This is a genomic window from Shewanella sp. MF05913 (genome assembly GCF_059758095.1).
Genome location: NZ_JCAYNT010000001.1, coordinates 1 through 22830, shown reverse-complemented (window position 1 = coordinate 22830; position 22830 = coordinate 1). Strand labels below are relative to the sequence as shown.

General features: G+C 41.8%; 19 protein-coding genes and 7 tRNA genes. 8 read left to right on the top strand and 18 right to left on the bottom strand.

The features are described from left to right. Window positions 1-411: 411 nt before the first annotated feature. Both AC19MV_RS00130 and AC19MV_RS00125 read left to right on the top strand, forming a co-directional pair. Window positions 412-2352 carry a putative bifunctional diguanylate cyclase/phosphodiesterase gene (locus AC19MV_RS00130; RefSeq protein WP_498305119.1) on the top strand — a complete coding sequence of 647 codons (1941 nt, stop codon included), beginning with the start codon at window positions 412-414 and terminating at the stop codon, window positions 2350-2352. 49 nt (window positions 2353-2401) lie between these two features. Beyond that, on the top strand, window positions 2402-2641 hold the full coding sequence (locus AC19MV_RS00125; RefSeq protein WP_498299409.1) for a hypothetical protein: 240 nt from the start codon (window positions 2402-2404) through the stop codon (window positions 2639-2641). Window positions 2642-2924: 283 nt separating this feature from the next. Here the strand turns inward: AC19MV_RS00125 and secF are convergent, their stop codons facing one another. The 6 genes from secF to AC19MV_RS00095 all read right to left on the bottom strand — a co-directional run bounded on the left by secF (window position 2925) and on the right by AC19MV_RS00095 (window position 8688). Further along, on the bottom strand, window positions 2925-3872 hold the full coding sequence (secF, locus tag AC19MV_RS00120) for a protein translocase subunit SecF (RefSeq protein WP_498305117.1): 948 nt from the start codon (window positions 3870-3872) through the stop codon (window positions 2925-2927). 14 nt (window positions 3873-3886) lie between these two features. After that, window positions 3887-5737 (bottom strand): protein translocase subunit SecD, encoded by a 1851-nt coding sequence (gene secD / locus AC19MV_RS00115; protein ID WP_498305116.1) that lies wholly within the window; start codon window positions 5735-5737, stop codon window positions 3887-3889. Window positions 5738-5754: 17 nt separating this feature from the next. After that, window positions 5755-6087, bottom strand: a complete 333-nt coding sequence (gene yajC / locus AC19MV_RS00110; RefSeq protein WP_432401757.1) for a preprotein translocase subunit YajC — start codon at window positions 6085-6087, stop codon at window positions 5755-5757. A 25-nt stretch (window positions 6088-6112) separates the two neighbouring features. Then, on the bottom strand, window positions 6113-7237 hold the full coding sequence (tgt, locus tag AC19MV_RS00105) for a tRNA guanosine(34) transglycosylase Tgt (RefSeq protein ID WP_432401755.1): 1125 nt from the start codon (window positions 7235-7237) through the stop codon (window positions 6113-6115). A 153-nt stretch (window positions 7238-7390) separates the two neighbouring features. Further along, the gene (queA, locus tag AC19MV_RS00100; RefSeq protein WP_498305114.1) at window positions 7391-8431 is read right to left on the bottom strand and encodes a tRNA preQ1(34) S-adenosylmethionine ribosyltransferase-isomerase QueA; all 1041 of its coding nucleotides are present in this window, start codon (window positions 8429-8431) and stop codon (window positions 7391-7393) included. A 68-nt stretch (window positions 8432-8499) separates the two neighbouring features. Further along, window positions 8500-8688 carry a hypothetical protein gene (locus AC19MV_RS00095; RefSeq protein ID WP_498305112.1) on the bottom strand — a complete coding sequence of 63 codons (189 nt, stop codon included), beginning with the start codon at window positions 8686-8688 and terminating at the stop codon, window positions 8500-8502. 204 nt (window positions 8689-8892) lie between these two features. Between AC19MV_RS00095 and AC19MV_RS00090 the strand changes: the two genes are divergently transcribed. From AC19MV_RS00090 to AC19MV_RS00080, 3 genes are all read left to right on the top strand, one after another. Further along, window positions 8893-9489, top strand: a complete 597-nt coding sequence (locus tag AC19MV_RS00090; RefSeq protein ID WP_498299404.1) for an acyl carrier protein phosphodiesterase — start codon at window positions 8893-8895, stop codon at window positions 9487-9489. 19 nt (window positions 9490-9508) lie between these two features. Further along, on the top strand, window positions 9509-10117 hold the full coding sequence (locus AC19MV_RS00085) for a protein disulfide oxidoreductase (RefSeq protein WP_498305111.1): 609 nt from the start codon (window positions 9509-9511) through the stop codon (window positions 10115-10117). A 168-nt stretch (window positions 10118-10285) separates the two neighbouring features. Then, on the top strand, window positions 10286-10939 hold the full coding sequence (locus tag AC19MV_RS00080; protein WP_498305109.1) for an RluA family pseudouridine synthase: 654 nt from the start codon (window positions 10286-10288) through the stop codon (window positions 10937-10939). A gap of 97 nt (window positions 10940-11036) precedes the next feature. Here the strand turns inward: AC19MV_RS00080 and sstT are convergent, their stop codons facing one another. From sstT to AC19MV_RS00050, 6 genes are all read right to left on the bottom strand, one after another. Continuing rightward, window positions 11037-12269, bottom strand: coding sequence for a serine/threonine transporter SstT (gene sstT, locus AC19MV_RS00075; RefSeq protein ID WP_498299401.1), 1233 nt, complete (start codon window positions 12267-12269; stop codon window positions 11037-11039). A 437-nt stretch (window positions 12270-12706) separates the two neighbouring features. Beyond that, window positions 12707-13609 carry a chemotaxis protein gene (locus AC19MV_RS00070; RefSeq protein WP_432401741.1) on the bottom strand — a complete coding sequence of 301 codons (903 nt, stop codon included), beginning with the start codon at window positions 13607-13609 and terminating at the stop codon, window positions 12707-12709. Between the two features lie 237 nt (window positions 13610-13846). Continuing rightward, window positions 13847-14326 carry a protein-tyrosine phosphatase family protein gene (locus AC19MV_RS00065; protein ID WP_498305107.1) on the bottom strand — a complete coding sequence of 160 codons (480 nt, stop codon included), beginning with the start codon at window positions 14324-14326 and terminating at the stop codon, window positions 13847-13849. Between the two features lie 11 nt (window positions 14327-14337). After that, window positions 14338-15624 (bottom strand): DEAD/DEAH box helicase, encoded by a 1287-nt coding sequence (locus AC19MV_RS00060; protein ID WP_498305105.1) that lies wholly within the window; start codon window positions 15622-15624, stop codon window positions 14338-14340. A gap of 77 nt (window positions 15625-15701) precedes the next feature. Next, the gene (locus tag AC19MV_RS00055; protein WP_498305103.1) at window positions 15702-16241 is read right to left on the bottom strand and encodes a methylated-DNA--[protein]-cysteine S-methyltransferase; all 540 of its coding nucleotides are present in this window, start codon (window positions 16239-16241) and stop codon (window positions 15702-15704) included. 1 nt (window position 16242) lies between these two features. Further along, window positions 16243-17742 carry a DNA-3-methyladenine glycosylase 2 family protein gene (locus AC19MV_RS00050; RefSeq protein WP_498305101.1) on the bottom strand — a complete coding sequence of 500 codons (1500 nt, stop codon included), beginning with the start codon at window positions 17740-17742 and terminating at the stop codon, window positions 16243-16245. Between the two features lie 258 nt (window positions 17743-18000). Here AC19MV_RS00050 and AC19MV_RS00045 point away from each other — a divergent pair, with 258 nt between their 5' ends. Then, complete coding sequence (locus tag AC19MV_RS00045; RefSeq protein ID WP_498305099.1) at window positions 18001-19830, top strand: ABC transporter ATP-binding protein; 1830 nt, start codon at window positions 18001-18003, stop codon at window positions 19828-19830. A 206-nt stretch (window positions 19831-20036) separates the two neighbouring features. Here the strand turns inward: AC19MV_RS00045 and AC19MV_RS00040 are convergent. The 6 genes from AC19MV_RS00040 to AC19MV_RS00015 form a co-directional block, all read right to left on the bottom strand. Beyond that, window positions 20037-20112, bottom strand: a tRNA-Val gene (locus AC19MV_RS00040). Between the two features lie 31 nt (window positions 20113-20143). Further along, a tRNA-Val gene (locus AC19MV_RS00035) sits at window positions 20144-20219 on the bottom strand. A gap of 30 nt (window positions 20220-20249) precedes the next feature. After that, window positions 20250-20325: transfer RNA gene (locus tag AC19MV_RS00030), tRNA-Val, on the bottom strand. A gap of 42 nt (window positions 20326-20367) precedes the next feature. Next, window positions 20368-20443 (bottom strand) — tRNA-Val (locus AC19MV_RS00025). 32 nt (window positions 20444-20475) lie between these two features. After that, window positions 20476-20551 (bottom strand) — tRNA-Val (locus AC19MV_RS00020). A gap of 42 nt (window positions 20552-20593) precedes the next feature. Further along, window positions 20594-20669, bottom strand: a tRNA-Val gene (locus tag AC19MV_RS00015). 386 nt (window positions 20670-21055) lie between these two features. Here AC19MV_RS00015 and gltX point away from each other — a divergent pair. Both gltX and AC19MV_RS00005 read left to right on the top strand, forming a co-directional pair. Next, window positions 21056-22465, top strand: a complete 1410-nt coding sequence (gltX, locus tag AC19MV_RS00010; protein ID WP_432401729.1) for a glutamate--tRNA ligase — start codon at window positions 21056-21058, stop codon at window positions 22463-22465. A 104-nt stretch (window positions 22466-22569) separates the two neighbouring features. Beyond that, window positions 22570-22645: transfer RNA gene (locus tag AC19MV_RS00005), tRNA-Ala, on the top strand. Window positions 22646-22830 lie beyond the last annotated feature (185 nt).

Below are 22830 nucleotides of genomic sequence, written 5' to 3'. Positions count from 1 at the left end.
GCCATGCTTATTTGTCAGTAAAAAGTATTAGCCTACACATAGATAATGACTTTATTTCAAAGAGAGTATTTTGAACACTTGAACGCAATGGCACAAAAACGGTGTATCAATGGCTTAGATTTAAATAGATGCCTCATTATGAGTAGCAAGTTTATATCTTAATTAAAGCTTGAATGCTGGCCCATCTTAGCGTTGAGTTATGGTCTCAACTTGAGGCTAACTCATTGTTGATTTACATAAATAAAAACATTTCTGACCTCAACCATACTCATTAAAAAATGAATAAAAACCACAGACTTAATTGTTAAATGGTGACATATACTCTACACTCAGAAATTCATTATAAACGGGTTACTTCAATTAATAGCTCGTCAAAAAAACAATATAATTCACTATTAAGAGCCCTGACTAATGCGAATATCCAAAATAATCTTGCTTTGTTTAAGTTTATTGGTCGGGTTATATCTTTTAGTTATATTAACGCTAAACCAAAGTTTACAAGTCTTTAATCGCGATAATAACAACGTCAATTTACAACAATTCGATCAACGTAATGTGACCCCAGTAAACAATCATTGGGCAAACATGTTGTTGAACTACAAAATTGTGTCCGACAACGAAAAAAACTATGTTGTGTTGTCAAAGATTGATAATAAAATAAAAGTAATCAGTCTTGATGAAGCCTTTAATAACATTATGCTATTCAGCAACTTGCCTTTGTTGCTTTTAGGCAGTTTTGCCATAGGCATTCCGTTTTATATTACTCGCCGACAAAAGAGAAAGCTTGATAAGTCTTTAGAAGTGGTCAACAACGAAACCAATAAGCTATTGGCAGCCTTTAATATTACTCCGCCTCAGGTTGAACAACAAAATACTATCTCTAAACTGAGCCTGGCACTGATTGAGCTCAATAAACAAATTCATGAGCAACAGCATAAAAATATCATTAGCCAACATCAAGATAAATTGACAGGACTGATAGACCGTCATGCTTATTTACAACACCTGCAAACTCAACTTGAAAAAGCCCAAGCCCTAAAGATAAAACAGGCATTATTGTTTATCGACCTTGATGGCTTCAAACAGGTGAATGACTCGTTTGGCCACAGTTTTGGTGATGAAGTATTAATTCAGGTAGCCCAACGACTTGCGACTGTGGTGCGAAACCGCAAACTCAGTCATTTTGCACCAACATTAGGCTTGGAGTTAAGTTTATCGCGATTAGGTGGTGATGAGTTCTCGATATTTATTGAAGACTTACAAGATGAAAACATCGCTATAGAAGTTGCTCAAAATGTATTACAAGAAATAGAAGGCGATTTTGTATTAGGCAATAAGTTAATTAAAATTGGTGCAAGCATTGGGATTGCGGTTTATCCCGACAGTGCGGCAAATCCCAACACCTTATTACAAATGGCCGATGTTGCAATGTATCGCGCTAAAACGGATGGACGAGGTATTTACCGTGTTTATTCGCCTGAAATGGGCAATAAAATGCGTCGTTATCACTATTTACTTGAAGAAATGCGCCTGGCTATGGCGAGCCAAAACTTTAGTTTATCCTTTCAACCCATTGTGAATGTGAACGATTTCAGCATCGATTACTTTGAATGCCTCGTACGCTGGCACCATCCAACAGAAGGCTCTATTTCGCCTGCTGAATTTATTCCCATTGCAGAAGACTCTAACTTAATCTTAGAACTGGGTAATTGGATCATGATTGAAGCCTGTCGCCAAATGGCGGCTTGGTATAATGCAGGTATGAATAAGGTAAGAATATCTGTCAATATTTCTGGGGTGCAGTTAGCCCATATCCCGCTTCATGATTGGGTGATGGAAATCATTAATAAGGTCGGATTACCGCCTAAAGCACTATTATTGGAAATCACCGAGTCTTGCTTTATTGATGCTTCTGAAAACGTGATATCAGATTTAGAAAAACTGCGTCAAGCCGGAGTGTTAATTGCCATTGATGACTTTGGTACTGGCTTTAGTTCGCTGTCCACCTTGGCTAATTTACCTGTGGATGTGATTAAAATTGATAAACTGTTTATTGACCAAGCTAACATTAACCCAAAATATGAAAAGATTTTAAATTCAATTAGTGGCTTGGGTAAAACCCTTGATTTAAAAATTGTTGCTGAAGGTGTTGAAACCGCGCCACAGTTTGAATTAGTGAAAAAGCTCGGCATTGATTGCATTCAAGGCTATTTAATTAGCCGTCCAGAAACCTCTAAAGATGTCGGCAGTAAAATGATTAGCAAAAATTTTAATCATATTGCAATGACAGGCACTGGTGTATATGCGCCGCAAGCCACTAAAGCTCCTGTAGTACAAATAAAAGCGGGTTAGATGTTTTATGATATCAACGACATTACGTCGTGATAAAGGACGTTAGGCGATGATAAGCATAAATACTCAAACCGCTAACCGCAAACTGATTAACATTAGTCGATTAAACACTGCGGTAGGAACATTTAGGCTAACGGTAAACAATGATCGCTCGCTTAAATTAGTTACCGTAGAGATATTGAGTACCGATGGCTGGGAAGCCTTAGTCATCGAAACTGACACGCCTTGGTATCAAACCCTAGTTACTGCCTGTGAACAACATCTTCGTGAACAATCTGCTCAGCGATAAAACCAACAACATCCAGCCTAATACTTCATGCTAGCAACGATAACGTTTTATACCAATCCGCATTAATAAGTGACCACTCAGAATGCGCTCAGTGGTGTTTGGTTAAGACGTCGCAATATAGTTATGGTTGTTCCCTTGCAAATAGCTAGTACGCAAAGAAAAAGCTGCTGGGGGCATTGATTTCAGGCGAGTGTTAAAACACATTTAATAATTGATAACGATAAAACAACAAACCCCAGCAAGCTGGGGTTTGTTGTGAGCAATTGAGCAGTAACAATGCGTGTTAAGGCACCATTGAAGGCTGATCTGCGCCCTCTTTCTCAATCTCTACCGGTAGCATGTGTTCGCGGTTAATACCCAATTTAATGGCTAAATAACTCGCCACGTAAATTGATGAGTATGTACCCACAAAAATACCCAATAGCAATGCAGTCGCAAAGCCGTGGATCATGGTGCCACCTTTAAGGAATAGCGCAATAACCGTAATCAAGGTCGTACCGGTAGTAATAACAGTACGGCTCATAGTTTGAGTAATTGAGGTATTCACAATTTCTTCAGGTGTGCCTTTACGCATTTTCAAGAAGTTTTCACGAATACGGTCATACACTACGATGGTATCGTTAAGTGAGTAACCGACAACCGTTAACAAACCAGCTAATACCGTTAAGTCAAACTCCAGCTGTAATACCGAAAACACCCCTAAGGTCACAATCACGTCGTGAGCGAGTGCCGCAACAGAACCTGCTGCTAGGCGCCATTCAAAACGAAATGAAACGTAAATAAGAATACAGATTAAGGCAACGATAACCGCGAGGCCGCCTTGTTCTGCTAACTCTTTACCGACTTGTGGACCCACAAACTCAACACGCTTTTGCACTACACCAGCATCAATTGATTGAGCCGCCGTTAATACTGCAGCCACCTGAGCATCACTTTTCAGTTCGCTTCTTACAGGTAAACGCACTAAAACGTCGCGGCTAGAACCAAAGTTCTGTACCACTGCACCTTCAGCGTCATCCGTTGTCATGGTTGCACGCAACGCATTTAAGTCAACCGGTGCTGAAAACTCCATCTCAACAACAGTACCGCCAGTGAAGTCTAATCCCCAGTTAATGCCCTGCACGCCTAGCGACACAAAAGAAGCAATCACTAAGACAAGCGACATAACACTGATAGGAAATGCATGACGAAGAAAGTCGACTGTGTTTTTTACTGAAAATATCTGAAACATATTCAACTTCTCCTTTAGATAGATAATGACTTAACGCGCTTACCACCCCAAATCGCATTGACGATTGAGCGTGTGCCAACAATGGCTGTAAACATCGAAGTCGCGATACCTATCATTAAGGTAACAGCAAAGCCTTTGACCGCACCGGTACCCACAGCAAACAAGATAAGTGCTGTCATAAAGGTGGTGATGTTAGCATCGGCAATGGTTGAAAACGCATTACCATAACCTTCATGAATGGCTTGTTGTACGCTTCGACCGCCTAGAATTTCTTCTCGGATACGTTCAAAAATAAGCACGTTTCCGTCAACAGCCATACCGACTGTTAGCACCATGCCAGCAATACCAGGCAAGGTTAATACCGCACCAGGGATCATCGACATTACGCCCACAACCATAATCAAGTTAGCCATCAATGCAAGGTTGGCGATAAAGCCAAATGCACGGTAGTAAACCATCATAAATACCAGCACAACAACCATGCCCCATACCATTGCTTGTACACCGTTTTCGATGTTTTCAGCACCTAGGCTTGGACCAATAGTACGTTCTTCTACGATTGTCACTGGCGCAATAAGCGCACCAGCACGAAGCAGTAATGCAAGGCTCTGGGCTTCACTGTGCTCAAGACCCGTAATCACAAAGTTACGACCTAAACGCGCCTGGATCGTCGCAACCGAAATGACTTCTTCAATACGTGTCATTTTAACGGTGCCATCAGGATTACGTAAGCCGCTGTCTTTGTACTCAATAAACAATGTTGCCATTGGTTTACCGATGTTGTCTTTGGTCACGTTAGAAAAAATCGAGCCGCCTTTCGCGTCAAGATTAATCGCAACTTGCGGACGGCTGTATTCATCAAATGCCGGTTGTGCACCGGTAATATGATCACCCGTTAGCATCACTTCTTTTTTCAGAACGGCAATGCCACCTTCACGGCGCTGATACACTTCAGCTCCGGCTGGTACGCGGCCACTCGCCGCTGCACTCACATCAGCTTTGTCGTCAACCATACGAAACTCAATCGATGCTGTTGCACCTAGAATCTCTTTTGCACGGGCGGTATCTTGCACACCAGGTAGTTCAACAATAATGCGCTCAGCGCCTTGACGTTGTACTACCGGTTCGGCAACACCTAACTCATTAACACGGTTACGAATAGTCGTGATATTTTGTTGTAATGCTTCTTCCTTAATTTGCTTAAGGTATACATCACTCATCGTTGCCAGTAATACAAACTCTTTATCAGTGCTTGCATCGGTATAGACCATATCGTTGCTGCGAGTTTTTAAATAATTCTCAGCTTTGCTAACCGTATCAGCATCACGAAACTTAATTGCAATGCCTTTAGGGGTTTTACGAACACCAGCGTAACGGATGTTTTCTTCACGTAGTTGGCTACGGAAATCAGCCACTTTGGCTTCTTCCATTTTGCGGATCGCTTCGCCCATATCCACTTCCATTAAGAAGTGAACACCACCACGTAAGTCCAAACCTAACTTCATTGGCGAACCACCAACAGCTTCAAGCCATTCAGGGGTTGCTGGCGCTAAGTTAAGTGCGACGGTAAATTTTTGTCCGAGTTGCTCAGCAATGGCCTCTTTAGCCACTAACTGTTGCTCAGGGTTTTGTACTCGAACTAACAATTGTCCGTTTTCAAGCTCAGCACGCTTAATTGCAATGCCCTTACCTTCTAACATTTGTACAACGTTGGCTTGAGTTGACGCAGTTACTTCTGCACCACGAGTTGCCACTACCTGAACTGCATGGTCTTCACCAAACAGATTCGGTATGGCATAAAAACCACCAATGGCGATGATAAGCACCACCATGATGTTTTTCCACATTGGGTATTTATTTAACACACCATAGCCCTCTTGGCTTATAACGACTGGATAGAACCTTTAGGTAATACCGCTGCGATGTAATCCTTTTTAATCGTAATTTGGTTGTTATCGTTAATAGCTAATAACACGTAATCACTTTCTTCGCTGATTTTGGTTACTTTGCCTAAAATACCACCGCTAGTTAACACTTCATCACCTTTTGAAATTGCTGCCATTAGGTTTTTGTGTTCTTTAACGCGCTTTGACTGTGGACGGAAAATCATGAAGTAGAAAATCAACCCGAACATCACAAGCATAAAAATTAACTGCATGGTTTCGCCACCGGCAGCGCCACCCATTGGGCTTGCATAAGCATTTGAAATTAACATAGTTCTCTCTTCTTATTAGCTAAAATTAATCGATTAACTCAGGTACTTCACGACCAAGACTGGTATAGAACTCCTTCACAAAGGCGTCTAATGTACCTGTCTGAATTGCGCCGCGCAAACCTTCCATCAACATTTGGTAGTAACGTAGGTTGTGAATGGTGTTTAAACGCGCACCGAGAATCTCATTACAACGATCTAAATGGTATAAATAAGCACGTGAATAGTTTTTACAGGTATAACAATCACATTTAGCGTCAAGCGTTGCGGTATCATCACGATGACGCGCATTACGGATTTTGATTACCCCTTCACTGGTAAACAAATGGCCATTACGGGCATTACGTGTTGGCATGACACAGTCGAACATGTCAACGCCACGACGCACACCTTCTACTAAATCTTCAGGCTTACCTACCCCCATTAAATAGCGAGGCTTATCAGCAGGGATCTGCGGACAAACATGCTCTAAAATGCGGTGCATATCTGCTTTAGGCTCTCCAACCGCTAAGCCACCAACGGCATAACCATCAAAGCCAATGTCTAATAATCCTTTGACACTTTCATCGCGCAAATCTTCGTAAACACCGCCTTGGATAATGCCAAACAGTGAATTAGGATTTTCTAAGCGGTCAAACTCATCACGCGAACGTTTTGCCCAGCGTAGTGACATTTGCATTGATTTACGCGCTTCGTCATGTGTTGCAGGGTATGGCGTACATTCGTCAAAAATCATCACGACATCAGAACCTAATGAATCCTGAATTTGCATTGATTTTTCTGGATCTAAAAAGATTTTTTCACCATTAATCGGTGAACGAAAATGCACGCCTTCTTCGGTGATTTTACGAATGTCGCCTAAGCTAAACACCTGAAATCCACCCGAATCAGTCAATATTGGACGTTGCCAGTTCATAAAGTCATGCAAGTCACCATGTTTGCGCATGATTTCTTCGCCAGGGCGTAGCCATAAATGGAAAGTATTACCCAATAAAATGTCTGCACCAGTGGCACGCACTTCTTCAGGCGTCATACCTTTAACGGTACCGTAAGTACCTACAGGCATAAATGCTGGCGTTTCTACTGTGCCACGGTCAAATATCAAACGTCCGCGTCGCGCACGTCCATCCGTTGTGTCTAATTCAAATTTCATAAATCACCTTGCCAGATAAACAGTCTGACTTGTTTAGTTTCTATAGTAATGAGGGCAAATTTTAATGCTTCAAGGTTAAGAACACATTAAAACATCAAAACGCCCACTGTTTGCGGGCGTTTATTGGCGGCTATTGTAAATCAATTTCGGCTATTAGGGGGCTTTTTTCGTCACAAACATGGCATCGCCATAGCTAAAAAAGCGATATTTTTGCGCTATAGCATGTTGATACGCAGCCATGACCTCATCGTAACCAGCAAACGCACTGAGTAACATGATTAACGTTGACTCGGGTAAGTGGAAGTTAGTCACCATCGCATCAACAATCTTAAACTGATAACCAGGGTAGATGAAGATATCAGTATCGCCGCTAAACGTTTCAAGAGGCGCATCACCACAAGCGCGAGCAGCACTTTCTAGCGAACGTACTGACGTCGTACCAACGGCGACAACTCGGTGACCATTGGCTTTCGTTTGTGCAATAAGATCGACAACATCTTGCGAAACATTTGCCCATTCAGAATGCATTTTATGTTCAAGCACATTATCAACACGAACAGGCTGAAATGTCCCCGCGCCAACATGCAAAGTAACAAAGGCAACATTGACGCCCTTTTCTTTTAACGCGGCTAACATTGCTTCATCAAAATGCAAACCAGCGGTAGGCGCAGCTACGGCTCCTGGCGTTTGATTATAAACAGTTTGATAACGCTCTTTGTCCGCATCTTCATCAGGACGGTCGATATACGGAGGAAGAGGCATATGTCCGACTTGCTCAAGGACGGCTAAAATAGTGTTATCGCCTAATAATTCTAGTTCAAATAAAGCATCATGACGCGCAAGCATCTTCATTTGATAACCTGAATCTAAGTGAATTAATGTATCCACTTTTGGCGATTTTGAGCTACGAACATGGGCAAGGATACGCTTATCATCAAGCATACGCTCAACTAGGATTTCAAGCTTGCCACCTGTGGCTTTTTGGCCAAATAAGCGTGCTGGGATCACTCGGGTGTTATTGAACACCATTAAGTCACCTGGGTTAATTAACTCAAGTAAATCAGTGAATTGCTTATCCGCTAACTGTCCGTCTATACCATTAAGGGTTAATAGACGCGACGCATTGCGCTGTGCCGTTGGATAGCGAGCAATAAGCTCATCTGGAAGGTCAAAAGAAAAGTCAGCAACGCGCATAGTAATATCTCAACAGTAAAAACGGCCGCTAGTCTATGGCGAGCGCAAGTTAAGATCAAGTTTACTGATTACTTTGTCGGCTTTTGTAGTGATGTGGGAGAGTTGAGACTGTTGTGTTCCAACGTTGCCGTTGTTGGCTGCGCTGTCGTTTTATCAGACTTAAAAGAATGAACTTCGTAACGCATATCAATCTGTACTTTATTTGTTTTAGCCGCAATCGGCCTGCCGAAGATTTTTTTAAGCCAGTCTTTCATCATCCATGATCCCTAAATAAAGCCTTAATTTTTATAATCAATTAGCTAACACTAATTTATAGCCGTTATTCCAACACAGTACACAATACTCCATGACATTTGTGTATAAAGCGTTATGATTGAACCAAGCAGCTTGTCATTATTGTAATGCTTTGTTACAAACGGCTTGTATCATACTGTAAAATAATAAAATTAGAAGCACAAAATATGAACTTTTTAGCTCACTTACATTTAGCTGACATAAGCGATACCCACCTAGTCGCTAATTTGTGCGGTGATTTCGCCAAAGGAAAAATTGAAGATCACCCTCAACATCTTCAACAAGGAATTTGGTTGCATCGTCAAATAGATCAAGTCACTGATAGCCATGAAATTATTATCGATTTATTGAAACAATTCCCTAAAACGTCTCGCCGAGTCGCCCCGATATTAATCGATTTAACGTTTGACCATTACTTAGCGTTTTATTGGGAAGAATACCATCATCAAGAACTCGATGTCTTTTGCCAAAAAGCCTACCAGGAACTTAATACCACTGCTGAATTACCTGCAAGTTTACAAGCTATCGCACCTAAAATAATCCAACAGGATTGGTTGAGTAGCTATCAAACGAAGCAAGGGTTAAATCAAGCGATAAAAGGGGTTAGCCAGAGATTGTCAAAACCGGAACTATTTGACCATGCGATACGTGACGTTGATAAACTTTACGTTGAGATTGAAATAGCGTTTCGAACTTTTTACCCACAGTTAATGGCTTACAGCAAGATCTACAGTCGTAAAACCCCAAGCCAATATTTACCCTAAGATGAAGTAAGCTCTCAATATGCCAATATGGATAACCCGTGTAATAAAGACTGTCGGTAGCAACGTTCGTTCACCGCGTTTTTGGCTATTGGCTTTACGAGACAGCGCAATATTCGCGGTGCTGATGTTTGCCGTTGCCAGTTACCTTCATCGTGACATGCAAACAGGTACAGCTCCTCCTATTAATGCCAGCTTAGTAAAGGGCGACTTAATAAAAAGTAGCTTGGTCAATAACCATTTTATCAACAACGATAAGGTGTCACTCTTTAATACTGCTGCGCGGGCCAATAAAGCAACCTTAGTGTATTTTTGGGGAACATGGTGCCCAGTGTGTAAAGTCACCTCGCCAATGGTCAATAATGTGGCTAACGCTCAAGATTACCCCGTTGTTTCTGTTGCTGTCGCTTCTGGTTCAAATGCCGACATTGACGCTTTTATGCAACATAATGATTACCAATTTGCGGTCATCAATCAACACATCAATGGCAACGATTATAGCCAACAATGGGGGGCAACCGCCCTACCTGCAATTTATATTGTCGACAGTAACAATCAAATTCGCTTTGTGACATCGGGGGTCACCAGCAGTTGGGGCATGTCTCTTCGCTTGTGGTTTGCAAGCTTGTAGTTAACCTCTACTTGAGATATTAAATGGCAGCATGTTGTTATTTGATCCTAAACATTCCACTTATATCCTCTATTGACGTTATCTTATTTTCGTTGCTTAACAAATTTTGTTAGTATGCGCGCGTTACTTTCAGGCATAACTTTAGTTTATTAAAGAGACAATTCCATCATGCACATCTTTACTTATCGACCACCGTCAATTCCTTGGTTGGACATCCGTTATAAAGACCGTGATATTATTGTGATTAATAAACCTTCTGGATTGTTATCAAATCCAGGGCGCTCACCAGACACCCATGACACCGCGATAACGCGCTTACAGCAACGTTACCCAGAAGCGATTTTAATCCACCGTTTAGATTGTGATACTTCTGGCATTATGATTTTTGCGCGTACCAAAAAAGCGGAATCTCACTTAAAAATTCAGTTTCAAAACCGCCAAGCCAAAAAAGTGTATATTGCTGAAGTATTTGGCCAGGTATTGGAACAGCAAGGTAAAGTGAATTTTGCACTCGGCCCAAACCCTGATACCCCCCCTTTTCAGATGTTAACCGAGTCAGGTAAAGCAGCGCTGACTTATTTTGGTGTGCTAGAACTCCGCAAAAATTCAACCTTAATGGAACTTAAGCCTCATACTGGCCGCACCCACCAATTAAGGGTGCACATGCTGGCGCTGGGTCATCCTATATTAGGTGATGAGTTTTATGGCGATGCAGAAATCATACAAGCCAGTAAACGCCTCAATTTACATGCGCAATCATTAACCATTACACACCCGTACACCCAAGTTGAAATGAACTTTTTTAGCCAACATCCATTCTAAAAGCCTGAACTCAGAATAAGAATAACGGTATAAATTAATCACAAAAATGCCGGCGCCACAGTTATCCCATGGGCCGGCATTTTTTGTACACTATAATTTAACTTGCTTGAGCCGCTTCTTTCGCTTCGGCAGCTTCACATGCCGCAGCCGTAAAGATAACGTCAGTAGAGCTGTTTAACGCAGTTTCAGCTGAGTCTTGAATAACACCTATAATAAAGCCTACCGCGACAACCTGCATTGCAACGTCATTTGAAATACCAAATAAGCCACAAGCTAATGGAATTAACAATAACGACCCACCAGCCACACCAGACGCACCACAAGCTGATACCGACGCAACAATACTCAATAACAACGCGGTCATAAAGTCGACCGGAATGTTAAGTGTGTGTGCTGCAGCAAGGGTTAACACGGTAATGGTAATAGCCGCGCCGCCCATGTTGATGGTCGCGCCTAATGGGATAGATACAGAGTAAGTGTCTTTATGCAACTTTAACTCTTCACACAACGCCATGTTAACTGGAATATTGGCTGCACTCGAACGAGTAAAGAAGGCCGTTACGCCACTTTCACGTAAGCACTTTAGAACCAATGGATAAGGGTTGCGCTTAATTTTAGCAAATACAATGAGTGGGTTAACCACTAAGGCAATAAATAACATTGCGCCAACGAGTACCGCTAATAACTGAGCATAACCTGCTAGTGCTTCGAAACCTGTTTCAGCAAATGTAGCGGCCACTAAGCCGAAAATACCGATTGGGGCTAAGCGAATCACAAAGCGAACAATATTGGATACGGCATCGCTTAGATCTGACAGCATTTGCTTAGTGCTTTCACTGGCGTGATGCATGGTAATACCTAACCCTGCGCCCCACACTAAAATACCGATATAGTTACCAGTTAACAATGCGTTGACAGGGTTATCGACAATTTTAAATAATAACGTATTTAACACCTCGGTAATACCTTGAGGTGGGTTAGAACCTTCAATTCCGGTTGCCAGTAATAATGTCGTTGGAAATGCAAAACTGAAAATAACCGCAGTAAACGCCGCAGCAAAGGTCCCTAAAAGGTATAAACCAATGATTGGGCGCATATTGGTGTGACTGTTTTTCTTTTGATTAGCAATCGATGATGCGACCAATACAAATACAAGTACGGGTGCAATGGCTTTTAGTGCGCCAACAAACAGCGAACCTAAAAATGCCACGCTGTGGGCACCGGTTGTTGAAACACTGGCTAAGATCACTCCCAAAATGATCCCGCTGATAATTTGTAGCACTAAGCTACCGCTAGCGATTCGAGCTAACAGTGATTTTTTCTGATTCATTGCTTAACCTATGATTATTATATTAATGGCTTTTTAATCGTTAGTAATCGCTAAAGCTAATGCAGTGGTTAAGAGCGTAGTACCTTATAAAACAACTGTTGTTAGCCTATAAAGCGATACACAAATTAACCTATATCTCTGAAAATTATTATGTTGTTGGCATCCATGTTAACAATTTAACTCAACATAAGCGTTTCAGAAATAACTCAACGGTTTTAGCTTTAGGCTATCACTAGGCGCGGTGCACCGAAAAAGCCTTGTAGCTATATATCAGGATGGAACATAAGAAGTCTAGTGTTGAGCACAAAAGAGTAAAAAAAATCAATCGTTGTGGTTTAAATGAACAATAATTTATCTGTTCTATATAAAATGCAATCAAGTTGTTAAACATGTTGCAAGCCCAAGGCTATAGAAAATATTGATGTTTTTACTGTTTATCAAACAACTTGTTTTGTTTGAGCGCCGCGCAACATAGCGTCAATCAACTCTTTGGCATCAAACTTAGTTAATGCTTCATTAGCCCCAACTTGCTTAGCCTGACTCACGCTGATCTCACTAGATAATGATGTGTGTAGGATAATATAAGCATTGGCGATATCGGGATTATTTTTAACTTCGAACGCGAGTTCATAACCATCTAAGCCAGGCATTTCAATATCACTGACAAGTAAATCTATCGGCGCACGCTCTTTTGCAGCTTGCAACATCATTTGCAATGCTTCGTGGCCGTCTGATGTCACTTGATAGGCAATGTTGATTGAATCTAATGCATCAGATAACTGCTTACGAGCCACTTTTGAATCATCGACTAAGAGAATGCGTAACGGTTTGAGTTTCTCTCGTTGAACGTCGGTCAAAATAGCGCGATTAGTGATGGGATCGTCAGGAAATATTTTTGATAATAATAACTCTACGTCAAGAAGCTGTACTAGTTTGTCATCAAACCGAGTCACTCCAGTTAAAAAAGCATTTTTGCCTAAATTATCTGAAGGTGCCTCAATGTTGCGCCAATTACACTCAATGATTTTATCGATTGCGCGCACTAAAAAACCAATCACCATGCGTTGGCAATCGGTAATGATGATGTAACAATCTTGACGTTCTTGATCTGTCACAGGCTTAAAACCAATGCCAGCAGCCATATCAATAACAGGAATCGTCATGCCACGGATTGTTGCTGCGCCCATAATAGCGGGATGAGAATGAGGGATTTTGGTTAACGGCGTATACGGAACAAGCTCACGAATTTTTAAGGTACCCAATGCAAACTGTTGGGTTTGGTTCAACCTAAAAAGCAATAGACCTTGCGATTGATTCGCTTTGCTCATTTTTGGACTCATTGTTTCCCCTTGTTCACACGTTTGTCTTTTTCACTATAGCATTTATCGCCAAAGTTTAGCGTGCCTTTAACACATACGGATCACAATACAAAAAAATTCACAGTGATGACGATTTCACAAAAAATAAAGGGAAACATTGAGATAAATCTTAACGATCTATCTTGATGTTTCCCTTACACTCGGTGTTGAGTGTGTATTCAATCTGCTTGCAAGTACCTTAACAAACAGAATGACTTATTAATTTGATGCTGACTGTAACTCATAAAGCACATCATAAACAAATTGATCCCAGCCATCTGCATCAAATGCTAAACCACTGGCATTACGCACCTGGCTTACTGCATGTACAGGGGCGGCACCATTTTCCATCATGTAATACGCCATCACCATTTCGGTGCGGTTAATACCAGAGCGACAATGCAATAATACCGGTAATCCCTCAGCTTCACATTGACGAATAAAGGCCAAAATTTGCGGCAAAATTTCCGCACATACCGCTAAATCTTGCGGTTTAGGTGGAATGTTGTCTGGTAAATTAAAGACCCTATGCTTTAAACCTATTTGTGCCATGGCAGCAGTATCACAGCCTTCACCATTGTTTAATGATGCAATCGCGCCAAACCCGGCTTGCTTTAACTCTGCTAAGTCCCATGCATCTTTATTAGGACCACTTCGCCCTGCGATTTGATCATCAACTAACCAAAAAATATGTTTCATATTACCTACTACTAATCTGGTTTTTTAGCCCAAATATCAACATTAATTGGGGGTGACTTTTTGCGTTTTTTCTTACCTGTACCTTCCGCTTTTGCAACGGGTTTAGGTTGTTCTAACACAACATCAGGCATATTATCGTCGGCTTCGAATCCGCCAACTTGTTCACGTTCAAGACGAATTTTATTCTTTTTCTCAATAACTGAGAAATGATGATACTCATCATGCGATAACAAGGTTAACGCTAAACCAACCTCTCCTGCGCGGCCACTTCGGCCAATGCGATGCATATAATCTGCTGGACTGCGTGGTAAGTCAAAATTAATTACTACGGGCAGTTTTTCAATGTCCAAACCCCGCGCGGCTATGTCGGTTGCAATCAATACCTGTATCTCTCCAGCTTTAAAGCTTTCGAGTACTCGACTACGTGCACCTTGCGCTTTATCACCGTGAAACACTTCAGCGCTAATGCCACGTTTAGCCAACTTTTGCGCTAAGTGATTACAGCTATTTTTAGCACTGACAAAAATCAATACTTGGCGCCACTGATGTTCTAGTAATAAATGCGCAAGCAAAGCGGTTTTCTTCTCGCGGTTAACCGTCATAACACGTTGTACCAGAGTACTTGCTTCAGCGCTTTGTAACTGTACTTCTAAAGGCTCAACCAATAACGCTTGAGTTAACTGGCGCACTTCTTCAGGAAATGTGGCCGAAAACAGCAGTGTTTGCTTTTTCTTTGGCAGTAAGGCGATAAGTTGCGATAACTCTTCAGTAAAGCCCAAACTGAGCATTCTGTCGGCTTCATCAAGTACTAATGTGGTCACTGCAGATAACTTAATCGCATTGGATGACACTAAATCTAATAATCTACCGGGTGTTGCCACAACAACATCTGCACCGCCACGTAAAGCGAGCATTTGAGTATTAACCGATACACCACCAAACGCAGCAACTACTTTGATGTCGCCATTTAAGTGCACGGCATAAGATTTAAAACTGTCGGCGACCTGTTTGGCAAGCTCGCGTGTCGGCACTAATACCAAAGCACTGGCAAAGTTTCCTTTGGTGGCATTAACATTGGTGCGTTTCATTAACTGCTGCAATATCGGCAATGCAAACGCTGCGGTTTTACCTGAGCCAGTATTAGCGCCTGCTAATAAATCTTTGCCCGCTAAAATACTGGGTATTGTGTGGGCTTGAATCGGCGTAGGCTGAAGATATTGAAGCTCTGCCAATCGAGCCAACAACGAAGTGTTTAGGCCAAATTCTGCAAAGGTGGTAGCTAATGAAGCTTGTGTCATGGATCTGATGCGCTCAACAATGGATAACAATCGGACATTTTACCGCACTTTGGCGCATCAGTCAGATTAATTACGATTTATTCGCTCGCTTCTAGGTTAAGCAACCATTGCTTCATGCCCAGACCATAAGCATAACCGGTTAACTTACCGCCTTTACCTATCACGCGGTGGCACGGAACAATAATAGCGATAGGATTAGCGCCATTAGCCGCACCAACGGCCCTAACCGCTTTGGGCCGACCTATGATATTGGCTATATCGCTGTAACTGCAGCTTTCACCAAAAGCCAGTTCACTTAATGCTTGCCACACTTGTAGTTGAAACTCAGTACCTTTGGCGGCTAGCGTGACACTAAACTGCTGCCTTGTGCCGGAAAAATACTCTGCTAACTGCTGGATTGTCACCTCAATATGTCGTTTTGCTTCAGCGGTTAATGAGTCATCTTCGTGATGACTCATTAACGTTGTCGATGATTGAATCATCACATCTGCACAAATCAGCGCTAAATCATAAACTTGTAAATGGGTTAAACCATGCTCGGATGCTTTGAGCGAAAGCAAACCCACGGGGCTAGAAACAATAGCGTGTATTCTTGGGGGAGCAATTATTGGCATCATTTTACTCTTCTGTTGGGTTCAGTGGGTCTTCATCCCATAACTGAAACGTTAAATAACTGCCCCAAGGGCTGACAAGTTGGCTAATTTCTTTGGCTATTTGGGCATATATTTTAGTTGATTCAATAGGTTTGTTAGCGAGTTGATGCAACGCATAAAGGCGATTTTTTATCACCAAATCAGTGGCCAAAAATACATTAGGGTCACTTAAGCCTCGCATTTGAGCATAAGCCACCGTCCATGGGCCAATACCTTTAACCGCTAGCCAATCTTGTGGTGTAGAGTCTGGATATTGCTCAACAAATTGGCCCAAAGCAATCAATGCGAGTTTACGTGCTCCAGGCATTTTTAACTCATCAAGTGAGGCTTGGGCGATGACTTGGGGTGAAGGAAAGAGTCGCCACGTTTTGCCGTTTATGGTGAGTGCGTCACCATAATACTGCACTAACGTATTGAGTAACTTAGTCGCTTGCACCACACTGACTTGCTGCCCTAAAACCGCCCTGCATGCAGCTTCAAATACATTACCTGTGCCGGGGATCCGTAAACCAGCATCCACTTTAGCCCCTAGAGATGAAATAGGAACGAATGCTTTTTCAATGACCTGCATATCTGCATCCAAGTCGAATATAGACCTGATTTTGGTAACAATTTTGTGCAAATGCTTCACGTCGTCTACGTTAACAAAATAAATGCTCACATCAAGTTGCGATTTTTGGGCATTCGGACTCACCGAAAAGACACCGTTAACACCAAAGAACGAAAAGCTTCTCGCATAACCGCCGTTTCCATCAATGACCTCCATGTGTTCGACTTGGCGAAAAGCATAAAAGCGATTCATTTTTTGCCAATTTAGTGGCGGTCGATAGGCTAAGGCGAGTTGAATAGGGTTCACTGACATGACTTCATTATCCGAATGGATTTTCGTTAATGTCAGTGTATTATGCTGTTTGCGTAAATCTGATGGTGTAAGCATAAGCTCTTGTTTAAAAACTTCATTAAAACGTCGAATACTATTAAAGCCTGCCGCCATGGCGACATCAGTCATAGATAATGACGTTTGATGAATAAGTTGTTTTGCAAACATCAATTGCTGATAAATCGCAAACCGTTTAGGCGAGGTGCCGACACCTTGATTAAAAAGCTGACTTAAATATCGACTAGTGATCCCAAGCCGATCAGCAAGCTCAGTGATCGTTCCTGCATTATCACCACTTAAAAATCCCTGCTCAATTAATGTAATTGCACGATTTAATGTGGTGTCAGTACCCCACCAAGCATGCGAACTGGGTGCGCTATCGGGACGACATCTAAGGCAAGGTCGTAAACCTGCATTAGCGGCTTTTATTGCAGAATCAAAATAGCGGACGTTTTTTTCATGAGGGGGCGGAGCCGGACAAATTGAACGACAATAAATCCCCGTTGTTAGCACTCCGGTAAAGAATTGACCATCAAAACGTGCGTCACGACTAAGCCTAGCCTGCTGGCATACTTGTGCTGTCAATGTGCAATCTATTGAAGCCCCCATCAATTGGCGTAACCTATACCTGCAACTGAATAAAAATAAAAAGCATACTGAACATTCATCTTAAGAGTCTCGTATAACGTGCCATTGGGTTATTTTACCTAAGGCAAAATACCACACCTAGCGGAAAACGGAACTCAATCGCATTTGTATACGGTAACAATTTAACCCATTACATTTGTCATTTTTACGTTATCCTATGCATCAGAAATCTCACTAACCATGTTAGAGCAATAGATGTTTAAATTTTTTGAATCTTTGACCCAAGCTTTACCACCAGAAGAACCGACTCAACCGCCTAATACCTTATACGCATTCTGTCGTCATTATACTCGCGGGTTTGGTTGGCCATTAATTGTTATGTCTGTACTCACGGCAATGCTTGCCATTCTCGAAGTGTCGTTATTTGGATTTATGGGAAAATTAGTTGATTGGTTAGTCACTAAGAACCCACAGACATTATGGCAAGATGAACATGTAACCTTAATTGGTATGTCAATTATTGTAATATTTGTTATCCCTTTTTTAGTCTGGTTGCATGCATCCATTGTCTATCAAACGTTGCTCGGCAACTACCCAATGGCCATTCGCTGGCAGGCACACCGTTATTTACTTAAGCAGAGTATTTCGTTTTATCAGGACGATTTTGCTGGCCGCGTAGCCACTAAAGTGATGCAAACCTCGTTAGCTGTGCGCGAAACAGTCATGAAATTATTAGATGTACTGATGTACATTTTGATTTATTTCACCTCGATGCTAGTCATGATTGCCAGCGCCGATGTACGCCTTGTATTGCCTATGCTGATTTGGTTAGCCGCCTATGTTGCTATTCAATGGAAATTAGTGCCTAAACTAAAAGCTGTAGCCACTGAGCAAGCTGATGCCCGTTCAACAATGACGGGCCGTATTGTTGACAGTTACACCAATATTTCCACCGTAAAATTGTTTTCTCATACCAAGCAAGAAGCGGATTATGCGCGCGACAGTATGAGCATCTTTTTAAACACGGTTTATGGCCAAATGCGTTTAGTCACAGTGATTAACGTGTTAGTTCAAATCATTAATTATTTATTGGCATTCACTATCACTGCTGTTTCAATTTGGCTATGGGCAGACAGTGCCATTACCGTTGGCGCAATAGCAATTGCTGTGAGCTTAGCACTGCGTTTGAACGGCATGTCTCAATGGATTATGTGGGAAATTAGCTCGTTATTTGAAAATATCGGTACCGTAACTGACGGCATGAATACTTTGTCAAAACCTATTGCGATTCAAGATAAACCAGATGCAAAGGACATTGTTGTTAACCACGGTCAAATTGATTTTAACCAGGTAAGTTTTCATTACGGTGAGAAAAAAGGGGTTATCGATGCGCTTGACTTACATATTAAACCAGGTGAAAAAGTCGGTTTAGTGGGTCGTTCAGGTGCAGGAAAATCGACATTAGTGAACTTACTGATGCGTTTTCATGATGTCGAGCAGGGACAAATTATTATTGATGGCCAACCATTAACGGACATTACTCAAGATTCATTACGTGCCAACATTGGCATGGTGACTCAAGATACATCACTACTACATCGCTCGATTCGCGAAAATATTCTTTATGGCGATCCACACGCTAGCGAAGAAAAATTGATGGCCGCAATTACTCAAGCCCAAGCATTTGATTTTATTGATACGTTAACGGATCCTTTCGGTAATAAAGGCTTAGATGCACAGGTTGGTGAGCGCGGCGTTAAGTTGTCTGGTGGTCAACGCCAGCGTATCGCAATAGCAAGAGTCTTACTTAAAAACGCCCCGATATTATTACTCGATGAAGCCACTTCAGCGCTCGACTCAGAAGTCGAAGCAGCTATTCAAGAGTCTTTATACGAATTAATGGAAGGTAAAACGGTTATTGCGATTGCCCATAGGTTATCCACCATTGCAGCAATGGACCGTCTGATTGTATTGGACCAAGGCAAAATTGTAGAACAAGGCACTCATCAAGAGCTGATTAAAGCTAATGGAATATATTCACAACTCTGGTCACATCAAACTGGTGGTTTTTTAGGGTTAGATTAATGTCATAATTTTCAGCGTTGTAACACCAGGAAGCCATTCTATTTGAGTGGCTTTTTTACGGCCAAAATATGAAGAAAATTATCAGTACAATTGAATTGTAACAATCGGATTAGAATAATCTAAACAAAATTTAATTACCAAAATGAGATATGAGTTTCTTAAATATGGAAGGATATTGACTAAATTTGAGGGCATAACGAAGAATATGGTGGTCGCTACTGGGCTCGAACCAGTGACCCCCTCCTTGTAAGGGAGGTGCTCTCCCAGCTGAGCTAAGCGACCTGGGATATAACGTAGATATTATGGTTTGATATGGTGGTCGCTACTGGGCTCGAACCAGTGACCCCCTCCTTGTAAGGGAGGTGCTCTCCCAGCTGAGCTAAGCGACCTGGGATATCAAGCTTTAAACGCATAAAATATGGTGGTCGCTACTGGGCTCGAACCAGTGACCCCCTCCTTGTAAGGGAGGTGCTCTCCCAGCTGAGCTAAGCGACCTGGGATATTTTACGTTTGAGTCCGACCTTTCTATTGGAGAAATGGTGGTCGCTACTGGGCTCGAACCAGTGACCCCCTCCTTGTAAGGGAGGTGCTCTCCCAGCTGAGCTAAGCGACCTGGGACTCTACACATCATTTTATCAGATTACATGGTGGTCGCTACTGGGCTCGAACCAGTGACCCCCTCCTTGTAAGGGAGGTGCTCTCCCAGCTGAGCTAAGCGACCTGGGATGTAATCAACATAAGAATATCTTCATCAATGAAGATATGGTGGTCGCTACTGGGCTCGAACCAGTGACCCCCTCCTTGTAAGGGAGGTGCTCTCCCAGCTGAGCTAAGCGACCTCATGCTGTGTGGGGCCGTATTATAGGGGGCAAGTAAAACCTGTCAACGCTTTTTAATTAAAAAAATGTCAGTCGACCTAAAATTGTTCGCTTTGATGCTTTGTTAATCAATAGATTGTTATAGATTATTTATATTCATAATCAAACTTGAATTGATTAATCGCTCTTATAAATAGCAATAACAAACTTTGTATTCAATGGCTAAAATGGATTGTTATCGTCAAGCATTCAAGCCTATTCTTTTCACTATAGATAAAGTAAATTTAAAAACTATCTCAGGTTTGCCCCCCCTCACCATTTCAACTACTGAATTTGACTGTTAGAATAGCAACACATTTTTTTGTTTGTCTTTATTTAGACGTTTATAAATAGGTTAGTGTCCGATTATGACTACTAAGACGCGTTTTGCTCCAAGTCCAACAGGCTTTCTTCATGTAGGTGGTGCTCGTACTGCACTTTATTCATGGTTGCACGCACGTGCTAACAATGGTGAATTCGTGCTTCGTATTGAAGACACTGACATTGAACGTTCAACTCAAGAAGCATGTGATGCCATTCTTGATGGTATGAACTGGTTAGGACTAACATGGGATGAAGGCCCTTATTACCAAACTAAACGTTTTGATCGTTACAACGAAATTATCGAGCAAATGCTAGATACCGGCACTGCATACAAATGCTATTGCTCGCGTGAACGCATTGAGAGCATGCGTGAAGATCAGGCTGCGCAAGGTTTGCAACAAAAATATGACGGTTGTTGTCGTAACCTTGCACCTCGTGACACTGACGAACCTTTTGTCATTCGCTTTAAAAACCCAATTGAAGGCAGTGTTATATTTGATGATCACGTTCGTGGTCGAATCGAAATTTCTAACGATATGCTTGATGATTTAATCATTAAGCGTACCGATGGCGTACCGACCTATAATTTCTGTGTTGTAGTAGATGACTGGGACATGGGTATTACCTGCGTTGTACGCGGTGAAGATCATATCAATAATACGCCACGCCAAATCAATATCCTTAAAGCATTAGGCGCACCGATCCCTGAATATGCACATGTGTCGATGATTCTAGGTGACGATGGCGCCAAGCTATCTAAACGTCATGGTGCTGTGGGCGTTATGCAATACCGTGATGATGGGTATCTACCAGAAGCACTATTAAACTATCTTGTTCGCTTAGGTTGGTCTCATGGCGATCAAGAAATATTTTCAATGGAAGAGTTGAAAACGCTGTTTAAGTTAGATGATATCAATAAAGCTGCTTCAGCTTTTAATACTGATAAGCTCATTTGGTTAAACCAACATTATATCAAGTCTCTCGATCCTGTTTATGTCGCATCACATTTGCAATGGCATATGGAAGATCAGAAAATTGATACTAGTAATGGTCCAGCGTTAACTGAAATTGTTACCGCATTATCTGAACGAGCAAAAACATTAAAAGAATTAGCCGCTTCAAGCCGTTACTTCTATGAAGATTTTGATAACTTCGATGAAGCACAAGCTAAGAAGCATCTACGCGGCGTGGCACTAGAGCCTTTAACATTGTTCAATCAAAAGTTATCTGAACTAAATGATTGGAGTGTAGAGAATATTCACAACGTTATTGAAGCGACAGCGACAGAACTTGATGTGGGCATGGGTAAAGTCGGTATGCCTTTACGCGTTGCGGTTACTGGCGCAGGACAGTCTCCTGCGTTAGATTTAACCTTGTTCTTAATCGGAAAAGAAAGATCTGCACAAAGAATATCCAAAGCGATTGAATTTGTAGCAGATAGAATAAATTCCTAAAAAACGAGTTGACACTTTTGGGTATGCTGCATAGAATGCGCCTCGCAGTTGAGACATGATGTTAGATTTTTTCTAGTAGCATATTCAAAAGCATTAAGTAAGACGGGGTTATAGCTCAGCTGGGAGAGCGCTTCGCTGGCAGTGAAGAGGTCCACGGTTCGATCCCGTGTAGCTCCACCACTTACTTAACAGTCTTTAAGTAGATGATTAGCATTGATGTTTAGCCTACAGACATTAATGAGTATTCACTCGATACAGAGTATAACGTATCAAATGTGTCCCATTCGTCTAGAAATAGAGATTAGGACATCGCCCACTTGGTTTATAAAGAGTCGGCGGTAACAGGGGTTCGAATCCTTAGGGTT

Bases quoted from the DNA above. Each gene is read 5' to 3' on its own strand.
- AC19MV_RS00060 (WP_498305105.1), bottom strand. From the start codon at position 15,624: ATGACACAAGCTTCATTAGCTACCACCTTTGCAGAATTTGGCCTAAAC.
- AC19MV_RS00125 (WP_498299409.1), top strand. From the start codon at position 2,402: ATGATAAGCATAAATACTCAAACCGCTAACCGCAAACTGATTAACATT.
- AC19MV_RS00130 (WP_498305119.1), top strand. From the start codon at position 412: ATGCGAATATCCAAAATAATCTTGCTTTGTTTAAGTTTATTGGTCGGG.
- secF (WP_498305117.1), bottom strand. From the start codon at position 3,872: ATGTTTCAGATATTTTCAGTAAAAAACACAGTCGACTTTCTTCGTCAT.
- tgt (WP_432401755.1), bottom strand. From the start codon at position 7,237: ATGAAATTTGAATTAGACACAACGGATGGACGTGCGCGACGCGGACGT.
- sstT (WP_498299401.1), bottom strand. From the start codon at position 12,269: ATGAATCAGAAAAAATCACTGTTAGCTCGAATCGCTAGCGGTAGCTTA.
- AC19MV_RS00090 (WP_498299404.1), top strand. From the start codon at position 8,893: ATGAACTTTTTAGCTCACTTACATTTAGCTGACATAAGCGATACCCAC.
- AC19MV_RS00055 (WP_498305103.1), bottom strand. From the start codon at position 16,241: ATGATGCCAATAATTGCTCCCCCAAGAATACACGCTATTGTTTCTAGC.
- AC19MV_RS00085 (WP_498305111.1), top strand. From the start codon at position 9,509: ATGCCAATATGGATAACCCGTGTAATAAAGACTGTCGGTAGCAACGTT.
- queA (WP_498305114.1), bottom strand. From the start codon at position 8,431: ATGCGCGTTGCTGACTTTTCTTTTGACCTTCCAGATGAGCTTATTGCT.
- AC19MV_RS00045 (WP_498305099.1), top strand. From the start codon at position 18,001: ATGTTTAAATTTTTTGAATCTTTGACCCAAGCTTTACCACCAGAAGAA.
- AC19MV_RS00070 (WP_432401741.1), bottom strand. From the start codon at position 13,609: ATGAGTCCAAAAATGAGCAAAGCGAATCAATCGCAAGGTCTATTGCTT.
- AC19MV_RS00065 (WP_498305107.1), bottom strand. From the start codon at position 14,326: ATGAAACATATTTTTTGGTTAGTTGATGATCAAATCGCAGGGCGAAGT.
- AC19MV_RS00080 (WP_498305109.1), top strand. From the start codon at position 10,286: ATGCACATCTTTACTTATCGACCACCGTCAATTCCTTGGTTGGACATC.
- yajC (WP_432401757.1), bottom strand. From the start codon at position 6,087: ATGTTAATTTCAAATGCTTATGCAAGCCCAATGGGTGGCGCTGCCGGT.
- AC19MV_RS00095 (WP_498305112.1), bottom strand. From the start codon at position 8,688: ATGATGAAAGACTGGCTTAAAAAAATCTTCGGCAGGCCGATTGCGGCT.
- gltX (WP_432401729.1), top strand. From the start codon at position 21,056: ATGACTACTAAGACGCGTTTTGCTCCAAGTCCAACAGGCTTTCTTCAT.